This is a genomic window from Actinoplanes sp. NPDC000266 (assembly GCF_042899005.1).
Classification (GTDB): Bacteria; Actinomycetota; Actinomycetes; order Mycobacteriales; family Micromonosporaceae; genus Actinoplanes.
Genome location: NZ_JBIAZI010000001.1, coordinates 333,184 through 345,008, shown reverse-complemented (window position 1 = coordinate 345,008; position 11,825 = coordinate 333,184). Strand labels below are relative to the sequence as shown.

Genomic DNA, 11,825 nt, shown 5'->3' with positions numbered 1-11,825 from the left:
TCCTGAGCGCTAGGTGGAACAGCGGAAACGGACTGTGGCGCTCGTATCCGAAGGGCCGAACGCCACCCTCACCGCGGTCAGCCGACGAAATCGCCGCAACTGTTCAGGCCGATCGCGTGACGCGGGGAGTTGTCGCTGGTCTGGTCGTCCATGAAGGTGCCGGGGCCGCCCCATTTCTCCGGCCGGTAGGTGCCGGAGCTGTCGGCGATGAAATGCCAGACCTCGCCGCCGGCCCTCATGTAGACCTCCGGCTGGCCCTTCTCGCCGAACAGGAGCACGACGCCGCGATCTCCGGATTGCCGGAACAATCCGTCAAGGTCGGCTCCGGACCTGATCTGCCGTACACCTGGAAGGCTCGGATCGGATATCCGCTTCCTGATCCACGCACCGGCCGGTGTCCGGTCGGCCCCCTCGGCCGGCGCGAGCCGCAGGCCGTCCGGAGCCAGGTTGTCGGCCAGGGTCCCCGCCAGGTCGCCCTCCCGCTGCACGACCCCGAGCAGATCGCCCATCATCACCACCGACTCGGGCATCGGCCCGCCGCTGTCGGCTGTCACCCCCACTCCGGAGCGGACATCGGACTCCCCGGGCAGGCCGAAGAGGTTCTGTGAGACCGCCTCGAGCTGACTCGCGGTCAGCGGGGGCACGTCGATCGCCTCCGAGTCGAACTGGCCCATAAGGTTGGGGCGTCCGGACTTCATGACGTGGTCAGGCAGTGGCAAGCCGTGCGCGACCTCGTGCAGCAGATCGAGCGGGCTCGCACCGGCCCGGAGGTTGTACCGGTCCATGTCCGCGGAATCCTCGACGATCGAGGCGTGCCAGTGCGCGGCCTTCGACTCGGCCAGCTCGACCCGCATGATCAGCTGGCTGCCGTTCCGCAGCATGTTGGCCGGCTGGCGGTTGAACGCCTGAACCCCCACCTGCAGAGCCGCGAAGACGTTCGTCACCCGATCGGTCGCCGGCGAGCCGCCATCGGTGAGCGACAACCTCTGAGTCACCTCGGTGACCGGTTTTCCGTTGAAGATGAACTCGCGGACGTCGAAATCAGCGACGAAGGTCTGACTCCGCTGGGCCGGAGGGCGGGGATCCTCGTCGAGTCGCTCGGGCACGACCCGGACGTACCTCCGAGGCGACGGGTCAGCCCCGGCACGGGCAGTCTCGAGCTCGGGATCGGCCTGCGGTCGCGGATAGACGATCTGATCGGGACCAGGGATCCTTCCCCGGACTGACAGGCCGGCGGCCGTCGCCATGCTCGTGAACAGCTTGCCTATCCCCGCTTGGTCGAGGACGACAGTGGCCTCCCAGTGGTTGACCTGGAGTCCGTCGGCCATCGTCACGTGCCAGCCGATGCGTGATCGGACGGAGTTGTCCCCCTCCCGCACGGCGACTTCGGGATCTCCCATGCTCATCGGGCCGACCAGATGAAACCCGGAAGCCGCATCGAGCAGACCCTGGTGACCCGGATACCCGGTACCGGAGCGTGGAAGGACCAGGATGTTCTCCGGGTTCAGCCGGGCCTGTCCCCGGAGCTCCCCGATCCGGGCGATCAGGGCGTTCGAACGATCGGCCAGTGCCCCCGGGTCATCGGCGTTGTTGAGGACGAAGACGTCGACGGTCCGGCGGCCGCCTTTCCGACCGTCGAGTTGCACGACGTGGTGAGAGAACGGACTGGTCTCCCGTGTATCGGCGAAGCCCTCCCACCGGTCGTCGATGCCGTCGTTGAGGAAGGCGGTGACGACGAGCTCCACCGGGTTGTGCCGCGTGTACAGGTCGGGGGTCTGCCTGAGGGTCAGGAGAATCGCCTCCCTGATCTGCTGTGGCGTGACCTCGATCCCCGCGGCCCTGAACCAGTTCCCCACCGTCGCTTGCAGCTCGATCTGGCTCGTTGCCGAGCCGGTCGGCGCAGGCGCTCCTTCCGGTATGGACGGAAGGGGACGCCCGCTCGGCCGCACCTCGGGCGTGTCAAGCGGCCGCATCAGCGTAAAGCGATCGATCGCGGCGTCGAAGAGGGCCGTGGCTCGTTGGTCAGAGCCCGCCCCGGCGGCCGATCGGCCGAGCTCGGCTCGTGCCTCGGCTCCGGTGAAGCCGAAGCCGAGAAGCCGCGCCTCGGTGTCGGCCCACACTCGATCCCGATCTGGTGCCGGCTCGCCGGCCACCGCTGCGCTGTCAGTGATGAGTTGGCCGGCGACCACGTCGGTGAATGCTCTGATGGCGCGGTCGTCGATGAACGGCAACGACAACCATTCACCGCCGTTCCTTTCCTGAACGGTGCCGATGGCCTTCAGAACAGCGTCGCGGGTCGGACGAGCGTCGTTCGCGTCCCGCGCCCCCCGCGAACCGAGGCTTTCCAAGGCGCCATCGCGCAGGCGGGCTTCGCGAACGGCCACGTCCTGCTCCGGAACCACGGGCGGAGCGGCGGCCACTTCGTCGGCGAGCGCCTCGAAGATAGCCGTCGCGGGCCGGCCGGCGGCGCTCAGGCGCCTTGCCGTCGCCCGAGTTCCGGCCCGGCTGAGCATGGAGACCAGCGACGCCGGCACCGCCTGTCCCCGGCCGCGCAACACAGCGTCGACGCTCTGTGCGGTTACGGCAAGCGTGTCCACGACCGCCGGAGCAGAATTCGCCGACGGGTCCTCGCCCGGACCGAACGCCGTGACGAAGGGCTGTTGCTGGTCACTGAGGTTGTACTGAACGAGCCGCCCCGCATCGTCGACCAGCAGCGAGACCTCAGTCACTCGATTCGGCTCGACCGGGCCTCCGCCCTGGGCGGGGTCCAGGAACGTCGGCCGTGCTGGGTCATCCGTACCGACCATCAGCAGAGCGTCGTCTCCGGCGTAGATCGGGGTGACCGCGCCCGCGTCCAGATGCGGCAGGTGGCCGGCCAGCGCGCCGTCGCCTACGGGTCTGAGCTGTGCGGGCCATCCGGAACGGCCGGCCCACGCGGTCATGGGGAAGTCGTCCGGCCCCGGCATCACCCCGGTGAGGCGGGCGAAGAACAGCCCGATCCGGGTCTCGTTCGTCATGCCGGGCGCGGTGACCGGGCGCATGAAGTCGAGCGCTTCGAGGGTCGCGTGCACCTGGCTGAGCCCTCGCAATGCGGTGGCCGGAAGCGGGATTCGGACGTCTCCGCCCGCGAGATGGGCGCCGGCATCGACCAACGCGGTCAGGTCGGCCACGCCGTACCCCACTTGCTCGACGGTGGATCTCAACGAGTACTGATCCGGCACCCTGATCCGCAGAAGAGAGTGGGTGGACCGGTTCACCGCCGGTGGCTCGAGCGGGAAAGCCATCAAACCCGACGGATGGGCCCTCAACAGGTCCAACAGGCTCGGCTCGGGCCAGCCGACCGGAATCCGGATGTAGGCGTTCGTGAGTTGGCCGCCGTTCGGGGACTTCCCGACCAGCGCCCGCCGGACGGCTTGTGCCTCCGCGCTGTCGCCGGCTCGAACCCTGCCCTGGACGACGCTCTGAAAGGCGGTCGGCAGGTCGACGGCGGGACTTCCCGCCAACTCGGGCCGGATGAGCTTGAACAGATCCTCCGGGGTGATTCCCCGATGAGTCGCTTTCTCGTTGCGGACCAGCTCCCAGGAGGCCCGGTTCGCCTCACCCCGATACACGAACACATCCGCGACCTGCGACAGCTGCCCGACGAAGCGCCCACGATCCCCGCGCATCTCGCCGGCCCGGTCCTGGAGGATCACGATCGGCCGGTCTTTGCCGTTGTTCGGCAGCCGGTCGGCGTACTGCCGGGCGTCGAGAAGCTCGGACTCGCCGACGTCAAGAAGTCCGCCCTCGAAACTGCCAGGCTCGATGATCAAGCGGCCGAGGTCCGCCGGAGGCAGGGTCTCCAGGTCCTTCCAGGCGGCGATGTCCCTGTGCAACGAAACCGCGACCAGTTCCTCGGCGCCGGTTCCAGCGACGCGGTATCGATTCACCCAGATCCGGGTGTTGGCCTCCACGGCCGGTTGGACGACGGATGCCGCAGTCTCCGGCAGCTTGAGGTTGCCGGGCACGTGGAGAACCTCCGCCCGTAGACCGAGCCCGATCCGGACCGGAACACTGGGCCGGGCCTCAGCGCGGGAGACGACCTCTCGGATCGACCACGGTTTCAACCAGATCCGCGTCACATTGGTGATGTCGCCGAAGCCGGCGGTCACCGGCACCCAGACAACCGATGCCGGTACGCGGACCGCACGGTCTCCGTTCGAGCCGGGAAGTGACGACGCCTGAATCTTCTCCAGCAGCGCGCGGTTGCTCAAGGTCTTCGCGAAGCCGAATCCCGCGACACGGGCGCGCAACTCGGCGAGCCCGGAACCGAGAGCCGGATCGCGCTCGAACACGGCGGCCAAGGCCGTGCTCAGATCGTCGGCCGGACGGATCGCTCCAATAGCGGTGACGGTTCGCCAGGAAGTCACGCCCTCCGTTTGACTGGTGCCGCCCAGCACGACACCGTGCAGGCGGCCGTTCCTTTCCAGCAGTTCTTGACCGATGAGCTGCTGGAGTTCGCGGCCGAAAGCATCGCCGGTCGCGGGATCGCCGGCGACGGTGAGTACCAGCGCTCGTGTCGCATCACCGAGCTGCGGCTTGACCGCGGCAAGCAGGTCTCGGGCGCTGAGCCTCGACCCGCTCTCGGCCGTCTCGATGAACGGCTCGCCGCGGTCTTCACCGACTGTCCCGGCGACAGTGAAGGAATGGGTGAGCCGGTCGGCGAGGGTGGCGGCATTCTGCGCGATGGTTCGCACGATTCTCTCGGCCTCGCCGCCGACCGCCTTCGAGTGCACCTCCCAGGCGAGCGACGAGGCATGCGCGCCGTACGCCATGCGCAACTCGGACCGGCGGTCGTCGGTCACCGGCTGCGCCGACCTGGCGCCGGTCAGGAATTGCAGTTCCACCAGTGGCGGAGCGTGGTCACTCTGGTGGACGACCGAGTCGTCCGTGGCCGTGATCGAGGAGAGAACGGTGGCCCGCCGGCCGAGTTGCTCGGTCAGTACCCGGGCGAGCGTGCCCCTGATCGCCGTGTCCCGGCTCGCCAGCCATCGCCCGGCACGGGCGGCGAGATACGGGTTGTCACGCTGGCCTTCGAGCTGAGCAAGCCCTCGCACCACCTCCGTCAGGGAGGACACCGAGGCCACCAGCACGTCGGTGTACCTCCGCCGGTTGTTCGCCCAGGCGTCCAGGAACCAAAGACTCGCGATGCCGTGGACGGTCGCGTACGACTGAACGTCGAGAAGCCCCGTAGCGGCGACCGCCTGCGTATCGATACCGAGCTCATCGCGGGCGAAGTCGCCGGCGATGAGATGGCCGAAGCCGTCGGCCGACCGCAGCAGCGACGCCGCCGGAGAATCGTCGGAAAGCGCGGACATCTCTCCGGTCAGCACGCGGCGGATATCGGTCAACGCCACGGTGACGGTGCGTTCCTCGGGCTGCGCCTCCTGACTCGGGAGAGCATGTGCCGCCAGTAGATCACCGCCACGGGTCCACTGCCGGACGTAGCTGGAGGGATCGGTGTCGGGCCACCAATGGGACGCGTCCATCGGCTGTCCCCGGCCGACCACATCGACAGTTCGGTGAGGCTGTCCGTCCGGTCCGACCCTCTCGGCCCGCAACCGCAGAAGACGGCCTTCCACCAGGATTTCCCTGCCGGCATGGAACTGTTCCAGGCCGGCCGCCAAGGCGCCGAAAACCCGCTCGGCCTCCTTGCCGCCGATCGAAACCCGCGTCGTCCGCTCGAGGAACGGCCGCTCCTGAAACTCGAACCGGCGTTCGTCGAAATGTGACCCGGCCGTGAGACTTCCGTCGGCACGGGCCTGTTCCCAACGGGCATCGGGAGGAACGGTGTACGAAGCGAAATCGAGGGGTGCTCCGACGGTCTGCACGTCGGTGGGTTCGGTACCGCTACGGGCGGGTGGGGCGAATCCCGCCGGCGAGCCCGCCAACGTCGGCACCGCCGGCACTGCCGGCAACCGCCGCGGCGTCCGCGCGCCACGGGGCTTCGACGACTCACCGGCCCTCTGCGGGGTTCCGCCGGAATCCGGATCCATTCCGCCGAGCATCCTGAATGTTCGGCCGGTCTCGAAACGGGTGACGACCGTGTCGACCAGATCTTCGAACGGGAACGGTACGTGGCTCCCGCGGGCCGCGCGGTAGAACTCCGCGGTCTTGACGATCGTGTAAGGCGAAGGTCCGGCGCCTGGCGGCCTGTTGAGTCGTTCGAGAACCCTGGCGATCAAGGCGTTGTCGTCCGTCGGGAGAGGAGCCCAGGTTCTCTGCACCTCCAGCTCCGCCGCCCCACTCAGATCCCGATTTCGCCGGACACGCCGGCGGAGCGGCTGTGCGGGCGCCGCATCGCGAACGTCATCGTCCGGAGCCGGCCCGGTCGTCGACCCTCCTTCGGGCTTGCTCGGCTGCGCGCCGTCGACCCGGGGTTCACCGGAACGTTCCGGCCTGGTCCACTCCTCGAGCTCCGTCGCGGTGAGGCCGCTGCGGCGCCTTCCCCGGCCGGCCGTGGCGCCCTCGGTCGCGATCGCCGGCCGCTCGGTGGCCGGCGACGAGTGCCTGACGAAGGCGACCGACCGGTCGGGCGAGGCGAGGTCGACCTGCGCGAGCCCTCCCCGGCCATCACGGAGGAGCTCGATGCCCCCGGCCATGACATTCCGCGAGGCCCGGCTCCCGTCCGGGTGGAACAGAATCGGCTCCGCCGGGTCATCGCCGCCGACGGCCACGAAGATCCGTTCCCCGGCCCGGACCGGGGTGGCCGCCCCGGCCATGAGCAGAGAGAGATCGCCGGCGGCGCCGGTCCGGAACCGGGCCCCGAAATCTGCCGCCCAGTCCGTCAGCGGAGACACTCCGGTCGCCTGAGTGACCATGAAGAACAGTTGACCGGCGCGGTCCTCGGCGTTGCCCTGTTCCGCCGACGTGGCCAGAAACCTCCGCACCCGCTCGATACCCAGATGGGCGGACGAGGGGACGGGAAACATCATGCGGCCGTCATAGGACTTGACGGCGCCGGCTTCGACCAGTGCCGTCAGATCGACGGCCCCCGGATAGCTGTCGCCGCCGACCCAGCCGGCGAAGCGGGCCGGAACACTGATCGGGATCGCGGGCCTACCGCCCGGCCTGGTCCGGTACAGGGGCATCAGGCCCGCCGGATAGACGGACTTCCATGAGGCGGCGGCGCTGGAGTGACGCAGGCTTTGCGGAAGCGGCAGATACCCATTCAGGACGGCTTCGTCGCCCGGGCCCGCCATCGCCAACAGCCGGCGGACCAGCATCGCATTGTCGTGATCGAGATCCAGGCCCTGGTCGAGCATGGTCAATGGATGCGCGAAGCCGGCGACTTCCAAGCCTGCCTTCTCCCGCAGGACCCAGCCGATTCCCCGGCCTTCGGGATCGGCATCGGCATCGAGCTGTCGGCCGTCGTCGAACTGAGCCCATCGACCGGTACCCGCCGTCTTGACGAAAACCATGGCGTGCCGCGCCAGTTCCAGCACGAATGTCCGGTCGTGGGAACTGCCGGTGAGCTCGGTTGACGTCAGGACCACGACTGGTCGTTGATCGTTCCCGACGAAGGGAAGCCGGCGTGCGTAGCCCACAGCGGAAAAGGGCTCGCCTTCGACGATGAGACGACCGCTCATGAGCTGACCCGGCTCCATGGTGAGCCGAGCGACCGAGGTCATCGAGAGCTCGTCGAGGACGCTCGAGTCGGCCTCCTCGGGCAGCGGGACCGCGGTCAGGACGATATCGCTGGAACGGTCGGCGGAGGAATGCCGGCGGTTGACCCAGATCCGATGCCGGGAGTTCCGGGTGCTGACCGGGTTGATGAACGATGCTGACATCTCGGGGTCGGCGCCGGTGGGCGCAAGACGCAGGACCCAGGCCTGGAGACCGTCGTTCACCCGGACGGAAACGACGGCCGATTCCCGGCCGCTGACCGGGTTCTCCCGGAACGTCCCAGGGCGCAGCCACATCCGGGCGGCATCCATCATCTCGACGTCGGTAGCACCGGGACGGACCGGAATCAACAGTTCGTCGACGGTCTCATAGCCCCCTACTGCCTCCGCGGGGACCGTCCGGCCGGCCGACGCCCTCTCGGCCTGGATCGATTCGGTCGCCGCCCTGAAGACCTCGGACGACGGCACATCCGGCTCGGCCAGGTGTCCCGCGGCCCGCGCACGAACTTCCCGAATCGCGTCGAAGGCAGGTGGGCCATCGCTTCGGGCCGCCGCCAGTGCCTGGTCGAGACCGGGCTCCGATCGCAGTTCGAAGGTCCGGCGGTCGACGACCTGCCATACTTCCGGGCCCAGCGCCGCAGGCGCACGAACGACGACGGCGCGGGGGCCGGGCCGCCCCAGCAACTCCTCGGCGCTGAGGTGGCGTTGCGCATGCTGGGCCAATTCCACGGCCGAGACCGGAGAACCGAAGAGATCAAGGATCAGTACGGAGGGATCGCCACCCTCACGGAGGACCGTGTCGACCAGACCACGGACCATCTGGTCGGGGAGCACCAAGCCGGTCGAGTCGAGTACGCCGTGCCGGCCATCGACTTCACCGGCATACCCGATGATCGTGATGGCGTCCGGCCGACGGCTCATCCGGGCCGCGAACACGACCGTCTCGTCGTCCGGACCAGGCGTCCGGCTCGCCGAGGAGGACGTGTCGCGGGCGTAGACGAAGACACCGTTCGCCGTGCGGACAGCGGTGCTGCCGGGCACGGGCCGAAGTGGGGTCCGATCGGTCCGCGCGGACCCGCCGGGCAGCCGGCCGACGTGGCCGTTGTTGCGGAGAAAATCGGTGACCCACATGGCGAGCTGGCTCACCTTGTGTTCCGACAACGGCGGATTCTGGAGTTTCCGGGCGTCGAGGATCTCCTGGGTGGCGGCCGGCCCGAAGTCCTTGAGCCGCCAGTTCACCTCGGCCACCAGAGCGGCCTCGTTGCGGGTCAGCCCGGCCGGCGGCTGCCGGCCGGTCCGGAGGTCGTCGAGCTCCGGCCACGAGAGGGCGCCACGACGATCGTCGCGGACGTCGCGATCCAGACCCGAGACCCGCCATCCCGACGGCGAGATCACATGTTTCCCGGTCCGCGCCACCGGAGCCGGCTCGGCCGGGACCAACGTGCCCAGGCCGAACCCGCGGGCCACCGCCTGGAAAACTGCGAGCTGCGGATCCTCGCTGGACATGCCCTCCAGGACCACGAACCCCGGCAACGCCGGGACATCCCGGTCCAGATAGTCGATGATCTCGGGCAGATTATCGGCGCCGGCGTTCACGCTCACCACGACCAGACCTTGGCCGGTGACCACATGACTGGTCGGCGCCGGCGGCGCGACGGGAACCGGGGCGGGACGGACGTCGGTCTCGGCCACCACTCCCGGTTCCAGCCCGATGATCCGGCCGTCGCCGCCGACCAGCACCCACAGATCACCGTCCACGACGGCCAGCGCCTCGGCTTCGTCGGCGGCCGGATGAGTCTCGGCCCCGGCCCGTCCGCCGACCGCCTCCACGAACGTCAACCCCAGCTCGGTGCGCTGCACCAGCAACACGTGTTCGGGGTCGTCGGTGCGTTGCGCCTGCACCAACGACACCGTGCCGGACGGCAGTTCGAACAGGCTCTCGGCCATCACCTGCTGCCACCGGCCCGAGAACTCGTCCGCCAGTTTCGGAGCGGACCAGTCGGTGCGGGGCTCGGAGGCGACCCCGGCCATGCTCAGCACCTCACCGACCCGCTGAGCACTCTTGTCCCCGACCGCTCCCCGCGGCAGTGCCGCCAGCGCCGGCGCCAGCCACAACCGCACCGCCCAGCGGAACATCCCTCGCGACGCGTCCCGCGTCGCGCCCTCCAGCGCCGCGTGATCGGTGCGGATCTGATCAAGCATGTCCCGCATGTCACCGGCCGCGGCCGGATCCGTCCGATCCCGGGACACCGCATCGACCCGGTCCGGACCCTCCGGCATGTTGTCGATCACGGTCAGCAACGCCGCCACACCTTCAGCCGCGGCCACCGTCTCGGCCAGTTCGGGCCGCGCCTCACCCACCAGCTGCAGCTCGAACCGCGGCAGATGCCACGATCCCGGCACCGGCTGCGCCATCACCTCCGCACCCGGCGCCGCCGTCGCCGGGCCGGCCGGGCCCGCAGCCGGGCCCAGCAGCCTGCTCAGCATGTCGCCGGCGGTCGTGGACATCCCGTCGGCCGGCACCGGGGTGTCCCACACCGGCGTGTCACCCGGCGTGGTGACGTGGCGAGCCAGGACCTCACGCAGCAAACCCTGGTGACCAGTCAGGAACGTGAGCAGGTTCGGGTCGGTCTCGGCGAGGATCGCGCTGATCGGCAGACGGGCCGTGACCACCGCGACATGCTCCGGATCGACAGCGGCCGCGACCGCCTCATGCACCAGGGCGACCACCTCGAGCAGACCGGCGACCTGGCTGTCCACCTGGGCCGCCTGCACCACATCGGCATAGGTGACCTCTACGCCCGTACGGTCGTGCAAGAAGTGGGCGGCTACATCGAAGGCCGACCGCAGCGGCGGGGAGTCCTCCCCCAGCACGCTACGGAGCACGGTGTGGACGCCACCACCGAGGGGGACGCTGACAACCGTCCCGGGTGTGGCGTCGTCGGCGACGGCCGCCGCCGGGGTGTCGCCCAGCTCGCCGTCGAACATCGCGGGGAGCACGTCACCAGGGTCGACGCCCAGCGTCCGGAGATGGTCGGCGACGTCGTCCCGCAGGCCGGTGACCTCGGTGTCCGCGACGGGCACCGGCAGGCCCTGCGCCCGCGCGTCGGCCGCGGCCTCGGCCAGGTGAACAGCGAGCCCCTCCGGACGGTCCGGCCTGGCGACAGCATCGTCGGCCAGCAACATCCCGGTACGGTTGAAGTCGGCGTCACGCTTGCCGAAACCGTCCTCGAACCGGTGCCGGCCGGTCGCGGCATAGCGCCGCCGGACGCTGCCGGGAATGCCGCGCCACCGGCCGGTCCGCTGATCGAGGGAGAGGTCGACCACCGACTTGACACTTCCCAGGTCGTTTCTCAGCGACCGCAGGAAACCCGTCCACGGCACGGCCGGATGCTCCGACGGCGCCAACGCCCGCTGCGCCGCCACCAGGTTCAGCGTCTCCCCGGAGCCGGCCAGCCCTTCGGCCTTGGCCGCGCGCAGCAGGCGTACGGTCTCCGCTCGGTCGTCCAGCGGCACGGGACCGCCGGTGCGCGGTTGCGGCCCCTCCGCGTACGGGAAATCCTTCTGCATGGCCCGGATCAGCTCGTAGCTGATCGCGAACTCGTGCGTCGGCGTCAGCCCGCCGTGCACGACCCAGTGCCCACCACGAGGGATCACCAGGCCCGCGTCGGACGACAACTCGGTCGACGGTTCGTAGACCCGCAGCGGAAAGCCCGCTTCGGCCAATGCTCGCTGCACCTCGCGGCCCTGCGAACCGGAGGTCAGCAGCGTGATCGAATCAATCGGGTCACCCGCCCGGGTCAGTTCCGCCACGAACTCCGGCATCGCCAGCAGCCGCTGCGCCAGCACCGCGCCGCTGTCAGCGTCGTCGGCCCGCACCGGGAAAGTCCGGCGGTCACCCGCCCAGGGCGCCGTGACGTCGAGGTGCCGCAGCGGGCCGGGGTTGCCGTTCTCGTCGACGAGCTGGTTCTCCAGCCTTGTCTTCGTTTGGTCGCACTCGCGAAACCGGCCCGCCGACGACGCCGAGATCGCCCGGCCGTCGAACGAGACAGCTGTCGCCCGGTCGCCGTCCTTGGTGACGGACCCACTCGGGCGTTGCGGGGTGGCGGTCGATCCGGCGTTGTGCGGGCTGGTCAAGGGTGTCTCCTCGGCGGTACGTGG

General features: G+C 69.5%; 1 protein-coding gene. It reads right to left on the bottom strand.

Annotated elements, in window-relative coordinates; all coding sequences use genetic code 11:
* Positions 1-77: 77 nt before the first annotated feature.
* Positions 78-11,801, bottom strand: coding sequence for a hypothetical protein (locus tag ACFY36_RS01330; protein ID WP_499743881.1), 11,724 nt, complete (start codon positions 11,799-11,801; stop codon positions 78-80).
* Positions 11,802-11,825: the final 24 nt, after the last annotated feature.